15 protein-coding genes are annotated in these 18,660 nt (G+C 72.6%); all 15 read right to left on the bottom strand.

Annotated elements, in window-relative coordinates; genetic code table 11:
- Positions 1-44 precede the first annotated feature (44 nt).
- The 15 genes from cmk to steA all read right to left on the bottom strand — a co-directional run bounded on the left by cmk (position 45) and on the right by steA (position 18,643).
- Entirely contained in the window at positions 45-725 is a 681-nt protein-coding gene (cmk, locus tag ACWEFB_RS23045) for a (d)CMP kinase (protein ID WP_452288461.1), read from the bottom strand.
- Positions 726-1,228: 503 nt separating this feature from the next.
- Entirely contained in the window at positions 1,229-2,059 is an 831-nt protein-coding gene (locus ACWEFB_RS23050; RefSeq protein WP_452288463.1) for a pseudouridine synthase, read from the bottom strand.
- Positions 2,046-3,008 (bottom strand): SMC-Scp complex subunit ScpB, encoded by a 963-nt coding sequence (scpB, locus tag ACWEFB_RS23055; protein WP_452288465.1) that lies wholly within the window; start codon positions 3,006-3,008, stop codon positions 2,046-2,048. Before scpB ends, ACWEFB_RS23050 begins: the two co-directional genes overlap by 14 nt.
- Entirely contained in the window at positions 3,005-4,126 is a 1,122-nt protein-coding gene (locus ACWEFB_RS23060) for a segregation and condensation protein A (protein WP_452288467.1), read from the bottom strand. The genes scpB and ACWEFB_RS23060 overlap by 4 nt, the downstream gene beginning before the upstream one ends.
- Before the next feature lie 40 nt (positions 4,127-4,166).
- Positions 4,167-5,096, bottom strand: coding sequence for a ParA family protein (locus ACWEFB_RS23065; protein WP_363599711.1), 930 nt, complete (start codon positions 5,094-5,096; stop codon positions 4,167-4,169).
- Positions 5,097-5,283: 187 nt separating this feature from the next.
- Positions 5,284-6,285, bottom strand: coding sequence for a site-specific tyrosine recombinase XerD (locus ACWEFB_RS23070; RefSeq protein WP_452288498.1), 1,002 nt, complete (start codon positions 6,283-6,285; stop codon positions 5,284-5,286).
- A 35-nt stretch (positions 6,286-6,320) separates the two neighbouring features.
- Positions 6,321-7,436 (bottom strand): alanine dehydrogenase, encoded by a 1,116-nt coding sequence (gene ald / locus ACWEFB_RS23075; protein WP_326559371.1) that lies wholly within the window; start codon positions 7,434-7,436, stop codon positions 6,321-6,323.
- 363 nt (positions 7,437-7,799) lie between these two features.
- A complete protein-coding gene (locus ACWEFB_RS23080; protein WP_452288470.1) occupies positions 7,800-8,414 on the bottom strand; it encodes an NUDIX domain-containing protein in 615 nt (204 codons plus the stop codon).
- Positions 8,411-10,216 carry a CTP synthase gene (locus tag ACWEFB_RS23085; RefSeq protein WP_452288472.1) on the bottom strand — a complete coding sequence of 602 codons (1,806 nt, stop codon included), beginning with the start codon at positions 10,214-10,216 and terminating at the stop codon, positions 8,411-8,413. The genes ACWEFB_RS23080 and ACWEFB_RS23085 overlap by 4 nt, the downstream gene beginning before the upstream one ends.
- 123 nt (positions 10,217-10,339) lie before the next feature.
- Complete coding sequence (locus ACWEFB_RS23090) at positions 10,340-12,679, bottom strand: hypothetical protein (protein WP_452288500.1); 2,340 nt, start codon at positions 12,677-12,679, stop codon at positions 10,340-10,342.
- A complete protein-coding gene (locus ACWEFB_RS23095) occupies positions 12,679-13,848 on the bottom strand; it encodes a glycosyltransferase family 4 protein (RefSeq protein ID WP_452288474.1) in 1,170 nt (389 codons plus the stop codon). The genes ACWEFB_RS23090 and ACWEFB_RS23095 overlap by 1 nt, the downstream gene beginning before the upstream one ends.
- Positions 13,849-13,951: 103 nt before the next feature.
- On the bottom strand, positions 13,952-15,634 hold the full coding sequence (murJ, locus tag ACWEFB_RS23100; protein WP_452288476.1) for a murein biosynthesis integral membrane protein MurJ: 1,683 nt from the start codon (positions 15,632-15,634) through the stop codon (positions 13,952-13,954).
- A gap of 1 nt (position 15,635) precedes the next feature.
- Positions 15,636-16,505 (bottom strand): hypothetical protein, encoded by an 870-nt coding sequence (locus tag ACWEFB_RS23105; protein WP_452288478.1) that lies wholly within the window; start codon positions 16,503-16,505, stop codon positions 15,636-15,638.
- Entirely contained in the window at positions 16,502-17,437 is a 936-nt protein-coding gene (locus tag ACWEFB_RS23110) for a copper transporter (protein WP_326559377.1), read from the bottom strand. The genes ACWEFB_RS23105 and ACWEFB_RS23110 overlap by 4 nt, the downstream gene beginning before the upstream one ends.
- A gap of 27 nt (positions 17,438-17,464) precedes the next feature.
- The gene (gene steA / locus ACWEFB_RS23115) at positions 17,465-18,643 is read right to left on the bottom strand and encodes a putative cytokinetic ring protein SteA (RefSeq protein ID WP_326559378.1); all 1,179 of its coding nucleotides are present in this window, start codon (positions 18,641-18,643) and stop codon (positions 17,465-17,467) included.
- Positions 18,644-18,660: the final 17 nt, after the last annotated feature.

The following is an 18,660-nucleotide window of genomic DNA, read 5'->3' on the forward strand; positions in this document are numbered from 1 at the left end:
GTTGACACTGTTGGAGACGGCCCAGGGCCGGTTGATCAGGGCGCTCACGCGTCCACCTTGCCGTCGAGCAGGTCACGCAGCCTGGTGACGACCTCGTCGATGTTCATGGCGGTGGTGTCGAGCACCACCGCGTCGTCGGCCTGTTGCAGCGGGTCCGCCGCCCGGGTGGAGTCGAGCCGGTCCCGGCGGGCCAGATCGGCCGCGGTGGCGCTGACGTCGGTGGCGTACTCGGCGCTGCGTCGGCGGGCTCGGGCGTCGGCGGAGGCGGTGAGGTAGACCTTCAGGTCGGCGTCGGGTGCGACCACGGAACCGATGTCCCGGCCCTCGACCACGATCCGCTCGGCGGCCGAGATGATGCCGCGCTGCATGGCCACCAGGAGTTCCCGAACAGCGGGTACGGCGGAGACGGCGGACACGGCGGCGGTCACCTCCGGGCCACGGATCTCCTGGTCGATGGCGGTCCCGTCCGCGCTCACCCACGGTGCGTCGGGCTCCACCCCGATCCCCAGGTCGACCTCACTGGCGATCTTGACCACGGCTTCGGCGTCGGCCGGGTCGACCTGGGCGCGCAGCACCGCCCAGGTGATCGCCCGGTACATCGCGCCGGTGTCGAGGTAGTGGGCGTCGAGCGCGCTCGCCAGCCGCCGGGAAACGGTGGACTTGCCTGAACCGGACGGGCCGTCCACGGCGACCACACATCGCCCGGTCCGTACCTTTTCCGCCACCGTTCCTCCTTCGCCAGTTCGGGGACGTACACGCCGTCTCGGGCCCGATCCAGTCGGCCCGTCGGGCGGATTTTCGTCCACTCGTCGTCGTCCATCATGCCCCGTCGGTCCGACCGGCCCGCGTGCGCCTCAGTAGGCGCGACGCAGACCACGCCGGGGAACCGTCCGCCGCTCCCCCGCCGGGCATCAACGAGCGTCTCGCCCCGGTCTGCCTGCATGCCGACCCGGCGAGGTCCGCCGTGGGTCACCCTGTCCCGAACCGACCCGGCTGTACGGATCAGCCACCGAACCCGCCCCCAGGCGGCCTCAACCACCGGTACGGCTCAAGCCCCTGAGTCGGCTCTGCGAGTCCGGCGGATCACCCCGCCCGTACGGATCCCACCGGGATTCGCACCCCGGCACGATGCCCCGCACGCCGCCCACCTCGTGATGCGACGCCCACCCGACCAGGGGCGCGGCGGACGCCGTACCGGGGTCGGGCGTCATGGACGCCGCATCGGGGGTCAGTCGTCGACGTCGACGGCCTTGAACAGCGCGGCGACCTCGGCGTTGGTCAGTCGACGGGTACGTCCGGCGCGCAGATCCCCCAGCCGGATCGGTCCGATCTCGGTCCGGATCAGCCGCGACACCGGGTGCCCCACCTCGTCGAGCAACCGGCGCACGATGTGCTTGCGCCCCTCGTGCAGGGTGATCTCGATCTGGGCGGTACGCCCGAGCGTGTCGATCAGCTTGAACGAGTCGACCCGCGCCGGGCCGTCCTCGAGTTCCACCCCGGCCTGGAGTCGCCGGCCGACGGAGCGGGGCAGGGGTCCGGCCACCTCGCACAGGTAGGTCTTCGACACCCCGTACGAGGGGTGCATGAGCCGGTGGGCGAGGGTGCCGTCGTTGGTGAGCAGGAGCAGGCCCTCGCTGTCGGCGTCGAGCCGCCCGACGTGGTAGACCCGTTCCTCCACCCGGTCGAGGAAGTCGGCGAGCGCCGTACGCCCCTTCTCGTCGGCCATGGTCGAGACCACCCCGCGGGGCTTGTTCATCGCCAGGTAGACCAGGCGGGTGTCGGTGACCAGGCGCTCGCCGTCGACGTGGATCACCGCCGTGGCCGCGTCGACCTTGTCGCCGAGCTGGGCGACCCGGCCGTCGACCGTGACCCGGCGGCGGAAGATCAGGTCCTCGCAGGCCCGGCGGGAGCCGACTCCGGCAGCGGCGAGCACCTTCTGCAGCCGCTCGGTTCCCTCCCGCGCGTCCGGTTCCCCCCGTTGGGCACCGCCGCCACTCGATGGACCGTTCGCCCTCCCTGCGGCGCGGGTCACACGGGTACGGCTGTCATCGCGGGGCATCGGCTATCTCTTCCAGGTCGTCGGGGAGGAAAGGGGCCAGCGGGGGAAGCTCGTCGACCGTGTTCAGTCCGAGCTTCTCCAGGAACATGGTCGTCGTACGGTAGAGGAAGGCACCGCTGTCCGGTTCGCTGCCGCACTCCTCGACCAGGCCACGCGAGACCAGGGTACGGATCACCCCGTCGCAGTTGACACCTCGGATGGCCGAGATCCGTGACCGGGTGACCGGCTGCTTGTAGGCCACCACCGCCAGGGTCTCCAGCGCCGCCTGGGTGAGTCGTACCGCCTGTCCGTTGAGTACGAACCGTTCGACGTACGTGGCGTATTCCGGACGGGTGTAGAGCCGCCACCCGCCCGCGGCCCGCCGGAGGTCGAAGCCGTGTCCGGCTGCGGTGTAGTCACCGGACACCTGTTCGAGCATAGCGGCGACCCGATTCGTCGGCTGCTCCAGTACCTCGGCGAGCACGATCTCCGCGACCGGTTCGTCGACCACCAGCAGGATCGCTTCCAGCGCCGCCCGCAGTTCCTCGTCGACCAGCCCCGGCGCCTCCGACGATCCTGCCCCGGTGGCCTCCGGTCCCCCGTCCCCCACGGCGTCCGACGTCGGTTCGGCCGGGACCAACGATGCCACCGGCCTGGTTGCGGTGGCGTCCGGCACCCGGGCGCCGACGTCGGGCCGAGCCGACACCGGATCGGTCTCTTCCGGGCGCTCCTCGACAGGCTCGTCCGGGGCCACGACCTCGGCGGCGTCGACGGACTCTGCGGTGACGCCAGCGGGATCAACCACGTCGGCGGGATCAACAGTCTCGTCGGGTTCAGCCGCATCGCCGGCATAAGCCACGTCGGCGGGCTGCTCGGCCGGCGCCGCGGCCGGACGGGCCCATGGCGGCACCCAGGCGGCGGCCTGGTCGGCCAGGGAGTCCGGGGCGTCCCGACGCTCGTCGCTCGTCATTGCGGTACGTCCTCCTGCGCCGTCGAACCACTGCTTGCCTGCGCCGAGCCCGACGGCGTCTCCTCGGCACTCGCCCCGGGCTCGGCCCCGTCACCGTCGACAGCGGCCACCACCGCCGGCTCGTCCGAGGACTCCGGCGAATCGGGCGGCGCGGGCTGGTCGGGCGATGCGGGCTGGTCGGGCGGTACGGGCTGGTCCGGCGGTACGGGCGACCCGGCGTACTCGTCGATCTGGAGTTCGGCTCCGCCGTCGGCCGAGCCGGTCCACCGTACGGTCAACTCGCCCAGGGCCTGTTCCTGGGTGAAGCCGACCAGGCCCTCCCGGTACAGCTCCAGCAGGGCCAGGAACCGGGCCACCACCTCGAGCGTCGACTCGCAGTCGACGCAGAGCAGCCGGAACGTCGCGGTGCCCATCCGGCGCAACCGGTCCCGGAGGATCGCGGCGTGCTCCCGGACACTGACCCGTACCTCGTGGATGTGCGCGATGGAGACCACCGGCACCGGTTTCGGGGTCATCACCCTGATCGCGATCTTCAGCAGCCGCGCCGGTCCGATGCCGAGGACCAGGTCGGGCAGGGCCTGGGCGTACCGGTCCTCCAGGGTGACCGCCCGCGGGTAGCGACGGGACCCGACGGCCTCCAGGCCGGCGATGTGACTCGCCGCCTCCTTGTACGCCTTGTACTGGAGCAGCCGGGCGAAGAGCAGGTCGCGCGCCTCCAGCAGGGCGAGGTCCTCCTCGTCCTCGACCTCGGCGGCGGGCAGCAGCCGGGCCGCCTTGAGGTCGAGCAGGGTCGCGGCGATGAGCAGGAACTCGCTGGCCTCGTCGAGGTCCCATTCGTCGCCCATGGCCCTGATGTAGGCGATGAACTCGTCGGTCACCCGGTGCAGGGCGACCTCGGTCACGTCCAGCTTGTGCTTGCCGATCAACTGGAGCAGCAGGTCGAACGGGCCGGTGAAGTTGGCCAGCCGTACGGTGAATCCGGTCGCCGGCTCCTCGGCGGGCGCGGGGGCCGGGGCGGCTTCGTCCTGCGCGGCGGCGGCCGGGGTGACATCGTCCGGGTGCGCGGCGTCGGCATCGGTTGTGTCAACCGGCGGCGGCTCGGCGGGCTGGACGGTCACCCGAGCACCGTAGTCCACGGGTTGGGTGGGCAATGGCCGGCTACCGCTCGGCCTGCTGCGCGATCACCTCGCGGGCCAGTTGCCGGTAGTTGCGCGCACCCGACGACGCCGGGTCCAGCGTGGTGATCGGGGCACCGGCGACGGTGGACTCGGGGAACTTCACGGTCTTGGTGATCACGGTCTGGTAGACCTTGTCGCCGAAGGCCTCCACCACGCGTTGCAGCACCTGTCGGCAGTGCGTGGTACGGCTGTCGTACATGGTGGCGAGGATGCCTTCCAACTCCAGGTCGAAGTTGAGCCGCTCGCGGACCTTGTCGATGGTGTCGAGCAGCAGGGCCACCCCGCGCAGGCTGAAGAACTCGCACTCCAGCGGGATGAGTACGCCGTGGGCCACGGTCAGCGCGTTGATCGCGAGCAGGCCCAGCGACGGCTGGCAGTCGATCAGGATGTAGTCGTATTCCTTGCGGACCGTACGCAGCACCCGGGCCAGGGCCATCTCCCGGGCGACCTCGTTGACCAGTTGGATCTCGGCCGCGGAGAGGTCGATGTTGGCGGGGAGCAGGTGCAGTCCGGCCACGTCGGTCTTGATCAGGACGTCCTCGGCGGTGACGTCGTCCTGCATCAGCAGGTTGTAGACCGACAGGTCGAGGTTGTGCGGGTTGACGCCCAGCCCGACCGAGAGGGCGCCCTGGGGGTCGAAGTCGACCAGCAGGACCTTGCGGCCGTACTCGGCGAGCGCGGCGCCGAGGTTGATGGTGGTGGTGGTCTTGCCCACACCACCCTTCTGGTTGGCCAACGCCAGGATCCGGGCCGGCCCGTGCCGGTCGGTCGGCATCGGCTCGGGGATGGGCTTGCGCATGGTGTACGCGGTCGGGTCCGCGGGGGCGAGGTCGTTGCCGAAATCCAAGGCGGACTGCTGCTCACGGAGTGTGGAGGTCCACGCCTCGGCTCGGTCACCGTTGCCAGCCATGTGCTTGTCCGCCCCCTTCCGACGACTGCACGCCGGAGCCGTTTGGCGTCCCGCGCGGCGCCGCTACGAACCTCGATTGCCGCCCCAGGAGGCCCGCGCCGATCCCGACTGTACGCCACGTCCCGTCACCCCCGCGGGCACCGGTCCGGCGTGTCGACGCGGCAGAAGCCACGGGTAGATCCGCCGGTCAGGCTCGGGCTCGGGGGTGCGCAGTAGCGTACACCTCGCGCAGCCGCTCCACTGTCACCAACGTGTACACCTGGGTGGTGGTCACCGAGGCGTGACCGAGCAGTTCCTGCACCACCCGGACGTCGGCGCCGCCGTCGAGCAGGTGGGTCGCGTACGAGTGGCGCAGGGTGTGGGGTGAGACCGCGCGCGGGCCGTCGACCGGCAGGCCGGCGCGCTGTGCCGCCTTGCGGAGGATGGTCCACGCGCTCTGCCGGGACAGTGCCCCGCCACGGTTGTTGAGGAACACCGCGGGTGTGCCTCGACCGGCGGCGACGAGCAGCGGCCGGGCACGTGTCAGGTAGGCGCGCAGTGCCTCGGTGGCGTACCCGCCGATCGGCACGGTCCGGGTCCGGCCTCCCTTGCCGTGCAGGACCGCGGTCCCCTCGTCGGGCAGGTCCAGGTCGTCGACTGCCGCGCCGACCGCCTCGGAGATCCGGGCGCCGGTGCCGTAGAGAAATTCGAGCAGGGCCCGGTCGCGCAGTGCCAGAACCCCGTCGGCGCCCGCCGGACCGTCCGGTGCGGCCGTCTCCAGCAGCCGGATCACCTCGGTCACGTCGAGGGCCTTGGGTAACCGGCGGGTCGGCACGGCCGGTCGGACGTCGCGGCTGGCGTCCTCGCCGACCAGCCCTTCGCGCAGGGCGAACCGGTGCAGGCCGCGGACCGCGCTGGCCGCGCGGGCGGCGGAGGCGGCGGACAGCGGCGGGTGCCGGTCGTCACCGTCGCGCAACCGGGCGATGTAGCCGGTGATGTCGGCCGGCGCGACCGAGGCCAGGTCGTCGACCCCGCCGCCGGCCAGTTCGACCAGGTAGCGGTCCAGATCCCGGCGGTACGCCGTGAGCGTGTTCGCCGACAGGCCACGTTCGACGGTGAGGTGGTCGAGGTAGCCGCGTACGGCACGACGCAGGGCCGGGGACGGTTGCGGTGCTGCCCCGTCCCCGGTTTCCTGCGTTCGTCCGGTCAGGCTCGGATCCCTTCGGCGTCAGCGGGTGCGGCGGCTCAGGCCAGCACGTCCGCGAGGGCGACGCTGGCCATGCCGTGTGCCTCGGCGACCGGGCCGTAGGTGACCTGCCCGTCGTGGGTGTTGAGGCCCAGGGCCAGGGCCTGGTCCCGGCGCAGCGCCTCGCGCCAGCCGTGGTTGGCCAGTTCCAGGGCGTACGGCAGGGTGACGTTGGTCAGCGCGTAGGTGCTGGTGTGCGGGACCGCGCCGGGCATGTTCGCCACGCAGTAGAACAGCGAGTTGTGCACCGGGTAGACCGGGTTGTCGTGCGTGGTCGGCCGGGAGTCCTCGAAGCACCCGCCCTGGTCGATCGAGATGTCGACCAGCACGCTGCCGGGCTTCATCCGGGAGACGAGTTCGTTGGAGATGAGCGTCGGGGCCTTGGCGCCCGGCACCAGGACCGCGCCGATGACCAGGTCCGCGTCGAGCACGGCCCGCTCGATCTCGTACGCGTTGGAGGCCACCGTCTGCAGGTGGCCCCGGTAGATGGCGTCGGCCTGGCGCAGCCGGTTGACGTTGCGGTCGAGCAGGAGCACCTCGGCCTGCAGGCCGAGCGCGATCGCGGCGGCGTTCATGCCCGAGACCCCGGCACCGATCACCACGGTCTTCGCGGCGTAGACGCCGGAGACACCGCCCATCAGTACGCCGCGCCCGCCACCGGAGCGCATCAGGTGGTACGCGCCGACCTGCGGGGCGAGCCGGCCGGCGACCTCGGACATCGGGGCGAGCAGCGGCAGCGCCCGGTCGGCGGTCTCCACCGTCTCGTACGCGATACCGGTGACGCCCCGGTCGAGCAGCGCGTCGGTGGTCTCCTTCGAGGCCGCCAGGTGCAGGTACGTGAAGAGCACCTGTCCCGGACGCATCCGGTGGTACTCCTGCGCGATCGGTTCCTTGACCTTCAGGACCAGTTCGGCGGCGCCCCAGACCTCGTCCGCGGTGGGGAGGATCGTCGCACCGGCGGTGACGAACTCGTCGTCGGTGATCGACGAGCCGATCCCGGCTCCGGCCTCGACGAACACCTCGTGGCCACCCCGGATGAACTCGTGCACACCCGCCGGGGTGATCGCCACGCGGTACTCGTGGTTCTTGACCTCGCGTGGGATTCCGACCTTCACGATGAGACACCTTTCTTCCGGGGTCGACGTGCCCCGGCCGTTGCGCGCGACCGGCTCCGTTGCCGTCGCGGTCCGCAGTACCACCGGCGGCAGTCTAGAACCGCCGGGCGGGTCGGGCAGCCGCCATTGTGACAGCCAGTGATGGTTGATCTTGACGATGTGTCAGCCCGTGGTCCCTGCCGTGGCCGACCACACCGGTACGAACGCCGGAAGGCCGGCCCCGCCGTCTCGTCGAACAGACGGCGGGAACCGGCCTCCCGGATCGCACTCGGGATCGGGCGTGCCCGGTCCCCGCGGCTGGTGCCCCTCTCGGGGCCCTGCCCGGTCACCACCGGCAGCGGTTCGTCCCCGCGAGCAGGACGGTCAGCCGGGCAGCGGGGCGTCCGCTGGGCGTAGCGGGACCCAGTCGGCGTCCCGGGCCCGGGCGGCGGCGAGCACACCGGCGACACAGGCCGCGTTGGTGATCTCGCCGGCGAGCACCATCTCCACCGCCCGGTCGAGGTCGACCCGGACCACCTCCAGGTCCGCCTCCTCGTCCCGGCGCTCGTGCCGATCGGCCACCGGCACCTCGGCGAGCTGCCGGGCCAGGAAGATCCGGATCAGCTCGGTCGACGCACCCGGCGAGGTGTGCAGGTCGACCAGGAGGTCCACCCGGTCGGCGGTGAGGTCGACCTCCTCACCCAACTCCCGCAGGGCAGCCGCCGGCAGCGCCTCCCCCGCCACGTCGACCAGGCCGGCGGGCAGTTCCCAGAGCATCCGGCCGACCGGGTGCCGGTACTGCCGGATCAGCACCACCCGGCCCTCGTCGTCCAGCGCGACCACGCCGACCGCGCCGACGTGCCGTACGTAGTCCCTGGGGGCCACCCGGCCACCGGGCATGGTCACCTCGTCGGTGACCACGGAGAAGATCCGCCCGGCGTACCGCTCCGTCCGGGAACGCACCTCGTAGCGGTGCTCGCCGGGTGCCGGGGCGGTCACGAGGTCGACCGCGCCTTCGCCGAGCGTCCCGAGCCGTTCTGGCCGGTCCTGGGGGCCTGCGGTGCCGGTTCGATGGTGTCCGGGCCGGCCTGCTCCAGATCCGCCACCGAGGTCGCGGTCGGCCCACCCAGCTCCACCGGGAGCTGGTCGGCGGCCGAGTACGCGACAACGGCACCGACAAACGCGGCGAACAGCGGGTGCGGACGGGTCGGCCGGCTCTTCAGCTCCGGATGCGCCTGGGTCGCCACGAAGAACGGGTGCAGCGTCCGGTCGAGCTCGACGAACTCGACCAGCCGGCCGTCCGGCGAGGTGCCGGAGATCTGCAGACCGGCCTTGGTGAGCGCGTCCCGGTAGGCGTTGTTCACCTCGTACCGGTGCCGGTGCCGCTCGCTGACCTCGGTGTCGCCGTACGCCTGGGCGACCAGCGAACCCTCGGTCAGCTTCGCCGGGTACGCGCCCAGCCGCATCGTCCCGCCCAGGTCGCCCTTGCCGGCGACGATGTCCTCCTGGTCGGCCATGGTGGCGATCACCGGGTGGCTGGCCTGCTCGTCGAACTCGAGCGAGTTGGCGCCCTCCAGCCCGGCGAGGTGGCGGGCCACCTCGATCGTCATGCACTGCAGGCCGAGGCAGAGCCCGAGGATCGGGATCCCGTTCTCCCGGGCGTACCGCGACGCACCGATCTTGCCCTCGATGCCGCGTACGCCGAAGCCGCCGGGGATGACGATGCCGTCGACGCCGGCCAGTGCCGCGGCGGCACCGGACGGGCTGACGCACTCGTCGCTGGGCACCCAGTGCAGCTCCACCCGGGCCCGGTGACCGAAGCCGGCCGCCCGGACCGCCTCGCTCACCGACAGGTACGCGTCCGGCAGGTCGACGTACTTGCCGACCAGCGCCACCTTGACCGTGTGGTGCGGGTGGTGCACCCGCTCCAGCAGGTCGTCCCAGCCGTGCCAGGCCACGTCCCGGAAGGAGAGCCCGAGCCGGCGTACGACGTACGCGTCGAGCCCCTCGTTGTGCAGCACCTTCGGGATGTCGTAGATGCTCGGCGCGTCCGGGGCGGCGATGACCGCCTCCCGGTCGACGTCGCAGTACAGCGACAGCTTGTGCTTGAGCGTGTCCGGGATCTCCCGGTCCGACCGGCACACGATGGCGTCGGGCTGGATGCCGATGTTGCGCAGGGCGGCCACCGAGTGCTGGGTCGGCTTGGTCTTCAGCTCGCCCGAGGGTGCCAGGTACGGCACCAGCGAGACGTGCAGGTAGAAGCAGTTGTCCCGGCCGATGTCGTGGCGTACCTGGCGGATCGCCTCGAGGAACGGCAGCGACTCGATGTCGCCGACCGTGCCGCCGACCTCGGTGATCACCACGTCCGGCGTACGGCCGTCGTCGTCTGCGTCGGCCATCGCCCGGATCCGGGCCTTGATCTCGTTGGTGATGTGCGGGATCACCTGGACGGTGTCGCCGAGGTACTCCCCGCGACGCTCCTTGGCGATCACCGCCGAGTAGATCTGGCCGGTGGTGACGTTCGCCTTGCCGGACAGGGCCCGGTCGAGGAACCGCTCGTAGTGGCCGACGTCGAGATCCGTCTCGGCACCGTCGTCGGTGACGAAGACCTCACCGTGCTGGAACGGGTTCATCGTGCCCGGGTCGACGTTGAGGTACGGGTCCAGCTTCTGCATCACCACCCGCAGGCCGCGCGCCGTGAGCAGATTGCCGAGGCTGGAGGCGGTCAGGCCCTTGCCGAGCGAGGAGGCGACGCCCCCGGTGACGAAAATGTGCTTGGTCGTCCGTGCTGATGGCGCCAACGCCTGCTCCCGTGGTCGTCCGTTGCGGTCGTGCAGACCGTCGTGTTGATCAGGAAAATGATCACGCGATCCACGGGATTCCACGGTAACACCAATGCGACCCGCCCCGCCGGTCGCACCCACCTACCGCCCTGGCTGGGACCGACTCGGCTCGGCCGACCCCGGCGGCGCAACCCCGGCCGAACCCGACGCCGGGTCCGGAACAGACGGCTCGGCCGCCTCCGACGTGTCGGACGGCACCGACGGCACCGACGGCTCCGAGGACAGCGCGTCGGACGACGACGGCGCTCCCGACGGCGGCACTGGCGGCGCCGATGTCGGCGGCTCGGTCGGCAGCCGGCCGATCTCGGCGGCCCCGTCGGCCGACGGCTGGGTACGGTCGGCCGCGTGGTCGAGTACCCGCAGCGCGGCCAGCGCCGCCAGTGGTACGACCAGCGCGGCGGCGGCACCGGCCACGTCCAGGGCCGAACCGCCGAGCAACCCGCCGATCAGGGCGGCGACGGCGATACCGGCCATCCCGGCGCGGATCGCCGGGTAGATGCCGAACAGCCGCTTCAGCCCGCCCCAGGGGCGCAGCAGGGCGAACCACACCAGCACCGCACCGACCAGGGCCAGTACGGTCAGCGGGCTGCCGAACAGGGCGTCCATGTTCGCCGTACCGGAGCGGTGCACGGTCAGGCCGCTCGTACCGTCCGCGACCGCGCCGAGGAACCGGCCGAGGCTCCCCCGCTGGCCATCCGGCCGACGCATGTCGAGTACGGCGAAACCGATGGTCACCGCAAGCCCGGCCAGGGTCGCCCAGGCCAACCGGCCCAGCGTCAACCAGCCGCCGGTGCTCATCGCCGCGGCTATGCACACCCCGGCGGTGAGCGCGACCGCCCCGACCGAGTCCGCACCGAGGTACGGGCTGCCGATCACCACCAGACCGATGCCGCCGACCAGCACCACGATCGCCGGGCGCCAACTGCGGCGGACCTGCTGCGCCAGGCACCCGGCGGCGAGCAGGGTGCCGGCGACAAAAACCCCGAGCCCGACCGTGCCGAGTCCGGCGTACCGGCCGCCTTCCAGGGCCGAGTAGCCGGCCACCCCGTTGAGCTGCAACCGGGCGCCGGTCACCACGTCCACCCCGACGACGAGCGCGGCCAGCCCGGCGACGCTGCCCATCGGGCCGAGCGTACGGGCGTAGATCTTCGCCAGCCGGACCGCGGCGGTGGCGAGACCGAGGACCAGCACGGTGACCAGGCCGAAGTACAGGCCGCCGTGGTCGGACCGCCACCAGGGAACCGCGTCGGCGACCAGGGCCGCGGGGATCGCCAACGCGGCGGCGATCAGCAGCACCTCGACCACCGCGACCACCCGGCGGGACACCGGGACCGGACCGACCGGTCCGGCGCGTCGGCGGGCGCGGCGCAGCAGCGGGAGCACCGCGATCGCGAGCAGGGTCTGGAAGCCCGCCAGCAGGGCGAAAAACCAGCTCGCCACCCGCCGTTGCGCGCCGGCCTCCCGATCGGCGTCGGCGGGTTGGGCGATCGCCGCGGCCAGGTCGGACGGGCGGCCCGGTGAGGTGGTCGCCGCCTGCCCCAGGAACAGCCGCTCCGGCATCGGCCGACCGACCGCCGCCAACGCGGTCGGCGCCAGGTCGATGAGCTGGACGTAACCGTCGCGGCCGGTGCCGGACGAGGTGAGCCAGCCTCCGGACCAACCGGGGCCGTCGGCGACCGCGACGTGCAGCCGGGACGTCTGGTCGGTGTCGGAGATGCCGGCCACCAGGACGAGCGAACGCGCCGGTCGGGCCGCCAGCACCCGGGCCAGGGCGGCGTCCGCCCGGCGGGCGGCGGCGGCGCGTACGGCCGGGTCGTCGCCGGTGACGGCACCCAGGTCGACGATGCTGAGCACGCACGAGGCGAGCAGTTCGGCGGGGTTGGCCGGCAGCGTCGCGGCGTACCGGTCGACCCGGCCGAAGGGGCGGGCGGCGGCGATAGCGGCGCCGGGACCGACGGCGACGGTGCACCGGACCGACTCGGCCAACGCGCCGGGGATCGCCCCCCACGGTTGCCGTTCCTTGTTGTAGCGCACCACGGCCTGCTGGCCGGGAAGGTTGGCGCCGATCCCGTCCGGCTGCTCGACGGTCACCTGCGGCGCCGCACAGTCGCCGGTGACCGGCTCGCCGTCCCAGGCGGCGTAGTTGCCGGCGCCGAGGGTCAGCCAGCCGTCCACCGGGCAGGTCGGCTGCCGCCCCGAGCGGACCGACAGGGAGCCGATGGACCCGCGTTCGGCCATCCGCCACAGGGTCGGGGTGGTCTGCGGGCTGACATCCTCCCAGCGCAGTCCGGCGACCCCGGCCACCACCACGTAGTCGGCGGTGCGCTGTGGGGCGCCCCCGGCCGGCCGGACCACCAGCGCCGCCACGGCCGACGCCACGACGGCCACGGTCAGCAGCACCGGCACCAGTCGACGCAACATCATCGGCCGCGCCCCCGGTCGCGGCCGGGCGAGGTGTCGGACGGCACCTCGGGGACGGGCGCCAGTTCGGTATAGAGCGCGCTGATCTCGGCGACGGTCTGCGCCTCGGTGTGCCAGGTCCCGGCCTGGGCGATCCCCCGCCGGCTCAGGTCGTCCCGGCGTCCGTCGTCGGCGAGCAGGTCGCGGACCGCCCGGTCGAGGGCGTCGACATCACCCGGAGGCACCAGTACGGCCGCGTCCGCGACCAGTTCGGGAATGCCACCGACGGCGGTGCTGACCAGCGGTACGCCGCTGTGCAGCGCCTCCTGGACGAAGAGCTGACGCGCCTCCCAGTCGCTGGTCACCAGGGCGAGATCCGCCCCGGCCAGCAGTTCGGCGACGTCGGTACGGTGCCCGAGCAGGGTGATCGGTGCCCGCACCTCGGAGATGTGTGCGGCCAGCGGCAGATAGGACGGCCCGCTGCCGGCGATCAGCACCACGGGGGGCGGGTCGAGGTCACGCCACTGCGCCGCGGCCTCGGCCAGTACGTCGTACCGCTTCTGTGGGTGCAGCCGACCGACCGACAGCAGCAACGGCTGGTCGGGCGCCACCCCGAACTCGGCCCGTACGGCCGCGCGGGAACGCGTCGGAGTGGGCAGCGCCGGTGCGGCGACCGGGGCCAGCCGGGCGTCCGGGGCGCCGAGGGCGGCGGCCCGCTCGACCAGGTCGGCGGAGGCACCGAGGGCGACCCGGGCCCGCCGGGCGACGATCCGTTCCGCCCAGCGGGAGAGACGACCACGCAGCCCACCGGCGAGCACCGCGTTGTGCCAGGTGACCACGAGCGGCTGGGTCGGTCTGGCCAGCACCGCCACCAGGCCTGCGCGCAGTCCGTGGGCGTGCACCACGTCGACGGGGCCGGCGAGGACCCGGCGCAGCGCGGCGACCGCGCGGGCATCGGCCGGGGTCGGGTTCGCGGGGATCTCGATCGGAACGAACCGTGCCCCGGTGGCGGTGAAGGCGAACTGCTGCTCCGTCGCGGCCGGGCCGCAGACGGTGACCGTGGTGCCGCCCGCGACGAGGCCACGGGCGAGCGAGGTGATGTGCTGGCCGACGCCTCCGGTGCTGGAGGCGAGGACCAGGACCACCGAGCCGCCCCAGCCGTCGTCGCCCGGCTCGCTCCTCGCGCTCACCAAATCGGCCTTCCGTTCGCGACTGCGGGGCTCGCAAGCTCTACTCGCATTCCGGCGCGACCGCGTCCCACGCGAGCCGCCCCGGAACGCTCGCTCCTCGCGCTCACCCCGACACCGTCTCCTTTTCGTCTCCCCGGCCGGGGTGGGGCCCGTCGGGGCCGCCACCGGATCGTTTCCGCCGGGTCAGTCGGCTCAGCCGCCGCCCCACCGAACCGATCATCGGCCGTACGTCGTGCCGGTCCAGTGGGTAGGAAACGGCGAGGAACACCGCCCCCACGACGACTCCGGACAGCATGCCCTGCAGCAGCGCGTCCACCTTCGCCGGGGTGCCGGCGAACAGTCCGGGCAGCCATCGGAGCACCGCGATGCCGGCCAGGGTGGCGACGGCACCGGCGGCGAGGCCGACCAGGGCCGAACGGGCCAGCCCGTCGAGCATCGACCGGCCGGCCCGACGCGCGACGACGACAACCAGGAGGGTGCCGAGGACGAGCATGCCGAGGGAGTTGGCGGAGGTGACCGCGACCAGCCGGTCGGCGTCCGGCAGGAGCCGGGACAGGCCGACCGCGGCGACCGGTACGACCAGCCACCCGGCCGCCGTGGTGGCCGCCGCCGCCCGGTTGTCACCCCGGGCGTACAGGGCGCGGGACAGTACGGCGAAGACCCCGTAGCCGAGCAGCCCCGGCCCGAACCCGGCGATCGCGGCGGCGGACTCGCTGCCGAAGTCGAAGAACCGGGCGACCGGTTCGGCGGTGGCGATCAGCGCGGCGGCGCCGAGGCAGCTCAGCAGCAGGACACCCCGCGTGGTCGGGGCGAGGGTACGCCGGAACGTCTCCTCGTCCCCGGTGGCGTGCGCGGCGACCAGGGTCGGGTACGCGGCGACCGCCAGCGGCACCGCCAGCACCGCCCAGGGCAGCAGGTACATGGTCTGGGCGAGGTTGAGCACCACCGGGTTGCCGACACTGGCGTCCGCGGCGAGGCGGAGCATGACCAGCAGGGCGATCTGCTGCCCGGTGACGGTCACCGCCCCGGCCAGCGCGAGCCCACCGATCCGTCGCCGGTTCTCGGCGCTGAATCCGTACCCGGGTCGGGGCCGCAGCCCGAGCCGGCTCACCGGGACGAGCAGACACCCGGAGAGCACCACCACGCCGAGGGTGGTCCCGATCGACAGGATGAGCTGACCGCTCACCTCCACCTGGGCGATCGAGGCGTGCCGCCCCTCGACCCCACCGAAGAGCAGGTAGACGCCGATCACGGTGAGGCTGGACAGCAGCGGGGCGAGTACCGGCCAGGCGAACCGGCGGTGGGCCTGGAGGACGCCGGTGAGCACGATGCCGATCCCGTACAGCGGCAGTTGCGGGGCGAAGACCCTCAGCATCCCGGCACCGGCGTCGCGCTGGGCCGGGGTCGGGTCGCCGATGATCAGCGACACGATCGGCCCGGCGAAGACCGCCACCAGCACCGCGAGCGGCACCAGCAGCGTCACCGTCCAGGTCAGCAGCGCCCCGGTGGTTTCGGCGACCGAACGCCGGTCACCGGCCGCGACCGCGCCGGCGAGCAGCGGTACGACCAGACTGGCCAGCGCCCCACCGGCGACGATCTCGAAGACGATGTTCGGCACGGTGTTCGCGACCACGTAGACGCCGCCGAGATCGGTGTCGCCGACGACCCAGGTGAAGATTCCGGTACGCCCGAAGCCCGCCAGTCGACTGGCCACGGTGAGTACGGCGATGAGTGCGGCTGCCCCGGCGACCCGGCCGGCGCCGGCGAGGGGTGCCGGTGCCGCCACGTCAGGAGGGTCGCCGGCCCAGGGCGTCCAACTCGCGCAGCCCTCGGGTGTTCTGGATCACCTGGGTGAAGCTGACCTTCTCGCTGGCTGCGGTGAGGGCGACCAGGGCGGCCAGGATCCCGGCCCGCCCCACCGGCCCCGTACGGGCGGCCAGCGCCACCCCGAGCAGCGCGCCGAGGGCGTTGGCCCCGCTGTCGCCGAGCATGATCTCCTCGTTCAGGTCGGCCGGGAGCAGTCCGGCGGCGGCGCCGACCGGGCCGGCGGCGAGCCCACCGGTCGGGCCGGGCAGCAGGGGGGTGCCGAGCAGGACACCGGCCTTGAGTGCCCGGCCGGGGCGCAGGTCGAGCAGGTTGACCAGGTTCGCCGTACCGGCGATGACTCCGGCGCCGAGCAGGATGTCGGTGGCGAGTCCGAGCCGGCCTCGGCGGGAACGCCGGGACCGTACGGTCGGGTCGGCGGCGAGCAGCGCGGCGGCGGCCAGTCCGGCGGCACCGACCCCGGCGACCTTGACCAGTCCGCTGGTGATCCGCCCCTCGCGCAGGGCGCCGAGGTGTCCGGCGAAGCCCTTCGCGGACTTCTGTTCCGGTCGGTTGCCGACCACGTCGTCGTAGAGCCCGACCGCCCCGGAGCCGAGGCCGGCGACCAGGGCGGCCGCTGCGGCGGGGGCGCTGGGGGCGCCGACGGCGGCGGCCGTGGACGCGGCGGTGGCGAGCGCGGGTCCACCGGCGAGCGTGACCGTCCGGCCACGGAAGTTGGTCCGCTCCAACGCGGGTGCCACCGGTAGGCCGGTGACGGCGCGCAGGGCGGCCCGCGCGGCCAGCGCCGCGCCGCCGGCCACCCAGCGGCGGCCGGCTCTCCGCTGCCCGCTCACTTGGGTTGCTGGGGCAGCAGGGAGGTGGCGCCGGCGCCCATGCCGTACTGACCGGCCTTCTTGTTCACGATCTGCTCGGTGGCGGCGAGCGCGGTGACCACCTGTCCCTGGACCGTGTTGGCGTGGTCGACGGTGGAGATCGTCTTGGCTAGCGCAGGGTCGTCCCGGACGGCGGCGACCACGTTGCCGGCGCTGGTGCCGCTGCCTGCGACGATCAGCGGGACCGCCTTGTCGAACTGCTCGGTCATGGTGACCACGGCCTGGTCCTTCTGTGCGGAGTCGCGGTCGACGTACGGCTGCCCGCTGACCAGGATGACCGCCTCGGCCGGACCGGTGACCTTGTCCCCGACGGTCAGGTACCCGGCGTTGCTGTACGCGTCGAGTACCGCCCGGCGGTCGGCGTCGGTGACCGTGATCCCGTCGAGCCGGTCGAGCAGGGCGCCGGCGAGGAAGGCGCTGGAGGTCTCGACGCCGTTGCTGTTGCCTGGCAGGCCGTTGGCCGGAACGGTGGGCTTGGCGGACCGCTCGGCGAGCCCGAGCAGGTCGACGCTGTTGTCCGGGTTGACGAACTTGTCCTGCAGGTCGACCCGGCCGGTGATGGTGGCGCCGGTCTGCCGGAGCATCTCGATCACCCCGTCGACGTGTTTCTCCCCGCTCGGCAGGGTGAGTACGAGCAGCCGGCGGCCGGTGAGCTTGCCGCCGAGCAGGAGCGGCGCGGACTCCCGGGCGTAGTCCTCCTCCCGGGTCACCTCCTCCTGGAGGCTGCCGACCGTCTCCCGCAACTGCTGGTTGTCCTTGCGCAGCTCGTTGACGTTGGCGCTGAGCGAGTCGGCGACCGGGCCGTTGAGCGCCGCCGTACCGACCACCAGTCCGATGGCGAGGGCGAGGAACACCGCGGTGAGGGAAACCACGTGGTACCGAAAATTGATCACGCTTACAGCCCCTTGATCGTGGACGGCCTAGAACAGCTGCCCGAGCTGGAAGACCAGATTGTCCCACCACTCGGAGGCCACCCCGAGGTAGGCCTTGCCGACGGTCGAGACCGCCACCGCGGAGGCCATCGCGGCCACCGCCGAGAGGACCAGCAGCAGCAGCGACGAGCCGGAGATGTTCTGCCGGTAGAGCCGGCTCACCCCCTTGGCATCGACCATCTTGCCACCGACCTTGAGCCGGGTGAGGAACGTCGACGCCATGCCGCCGCGGCCCTTGTCCAGGAACTCGACCAGGGTGGCGTGCGTGCCGACCGCGACGATCAGCGAGGCGCCCTTGCCGTCGGCGAGCAGCATGGCAAGGTCTTCGCTGGTGGCGGCGGCGGGGAAGGTGATCGCGGCGACCCCGAGCTGCTGGACCCGGGCCAGGCCGGGCGCCCGGCCGTCCGGGTACGCGTGCACGATGACCTCGGCACCGCAGCGCAGCACGTCGTCGGTGACCGAGTCCATGTCCCCGATGATCATGTCCGGGGTGTACCCGGCCTCGACCAGCGCGTCCGCGCCCCCGTCGACCCCGACCAGCACCGGCTTGAACTCCCGGATGTACGGCCGCAGCACGTCGAGGTCGGCCTTGTAGTCGTAGCCGCGTACGACGATCAGGCAGTGCCGGCCCCGCATGGAGGTCTCGATGTCGGGCAGCCCGACCCCGTCGAGCAGCAGGTCACGTTCCTGCTTGAGGTAGTCCATGGTGTTGGCGGCGAAGGCCTCCAACTGGACGGAGAGCCCTTCGCGGGCGTCGGCCATCGCCTTGGCCACGGTCTCCGGATCCTGCCGGCCACCGTGCGCGATCGGCTCGTCGCCGATGAACACGGTGTTGCCGTCGATCCGGACCGTGTCGCCCTCACGGACCAGTTGGAAAACGTCCTCCCCCAGGTCGTCCAGGAGCGGGATGCCGGCCTTGACCAGCACCTCGGGACCGAGGTTGGGGTAGCGACCGGAGACCGACGGCTTCGCGTTCAGTACGGCGGCGACACCGACCGCGACCAGTGAGTCGGCCGCGACCCGGTCCAGGTCGACGTGGTCGATCACCGCGATCTCGCCTGGGCGCAGACGACCGACCAGGCGCTTGGTCCGACGATCGAGGCGGGCGGTGCCCACGACGATGCCCGGTTCCGCGCTCCGGGTCCGGCGCAAGATGGGTAGACGCATCGGGACCATCCTGGCAT

This window comes from Micromonospora sp. NPDC004704 (assembly GCF_053601675.1).